This is a genomic window from Planktothrix tepida PCC 9214 (assembly GCF_900009145.1).
GTDB classification, from domain to species: Bacteria; Cyanobacteriota; Cyanobacteriia; order Cyanobacteriales; family Microcoleaceae; genus Planktothrix; species Planktothrix tepida.
Map to the genome: position 1 here is coordinate 1 of NZ_LN889875.1, position 1,340 is coordinate 1,340.

Below are 1,340 nucleotides of genomic sequence, written 5' to 3' on the forward strand. Positions count from 1 at the left end.
CCTATCCCCCTTCTAGCTACCCATCTGGTTTATTTTCTAATTTTACTCCTCGGAGACTGACAGAAGAGGGATATATTGAGTTTAATATGAGAGAATTAGCAAAGATAGTCTGAGGGCTTATTTCCTATGGTGACGCTAAACTTGAAACCCACCCATAAACCTGTTAGAGCTTATTATGACGCTTTACAACAGTTTGCAAAATTGGGGGTTTCCCATGAATTAGCGGTGAAAGATGCCTTTGCAGACCTCTTAAAAGCTTGTTGTCAACAATTTGATTTAACCTTAATTCCTGAAAAACAAATTAAATTACTCAATGGTAAAAGTATTCGGGTTGATGGTGCTTTAGTTCGAGATGGAAGTATTAGATATGGGGTTTGGGAAGCCAAGGATAGTCAAGATAAATTAGACCGAGAAGTTAAACAAAAATTTGCCGTTGGTTATCCGAAAGAAAATATTATTTTTCAATCTCCTGAACGTGCTATTTTATGGCAAGGAGGGAAACAAATCTGTGATGAAGATATTACGAAACCGCAGATTTTAGTTGAGACGTTAAAGTTATTTTTTGAATATCGCACTCCTGAAATTGCCCAATGGGAAACAGCCGCATCAGAATTTGGGGGACAAGTTAAAGATTTATCGGGTAAATTGATTAATTTAATTGAAACTCAACGGAAAACGAACCCGAAATTTATTCAAGCGTTTAGTGAATTTACGGACATTTGCCGTCAAGCTATTAACCCCAATCTTGCTGAGGCGGCGGTGGAGGAAATGTTAATCCAACATTTGCTAACAGAACGAATTTTTAGACAAATTTTTAATAATCCTGATTTCACCCGTCGCAATATTATTGCGGTGGAAATTGAAAAGGTAATTCAAGCATTAACGTCTAAATCTTTTAGTCGAGATCATTTTTTAGGGGAAGTTGATTATTTTTATCGCGCTTTGGAAGATGCGGCCCAAACCATTGATGATTATAGCGATAAACAGCATTTTTTGAATACGGTTTATGAGAAGTTCTTTCAAGGGTTTGCGGTGAAAGTTGCGGATACGCACGGAATTGTTTACACACCGCAACCTATTGTTAATTTTATGGTTAAAAGTGTTGAGGATATCTTACAAAAAGAGTTTGGCAAGTCGTTAAATGACAAGGGTGTGCATATTCTTGATCCCTTTGTGGGGACGGGTAATTTTATTTTACGGGTGATGCAGGAAATTAGAAAAACTGCCCTTCCCTATAAATATGAACAGGAATTACATTGCAATGAAGTGATGTTATTACCTTATTATATTGCTTCGATGAATATTGAGCATCAATATTTTGAAGCAACGGGAGGTTATAA

At 36.6% G+C, this 1,340-nt stretch carries 1 protein-coding gene; it reads left to right on the forward strand.

The features are described from left to right. Positions 1 to 126: 126 nt before the first annotated feature. A partial coding sequence (locus PL9214_RS29560) for an N-6 DNA methylase (RefSeq protein WP_145980185.1) occupies positions 127 to 1,340 on the forward strand: 1,214 nt, incomplete at its 3' end.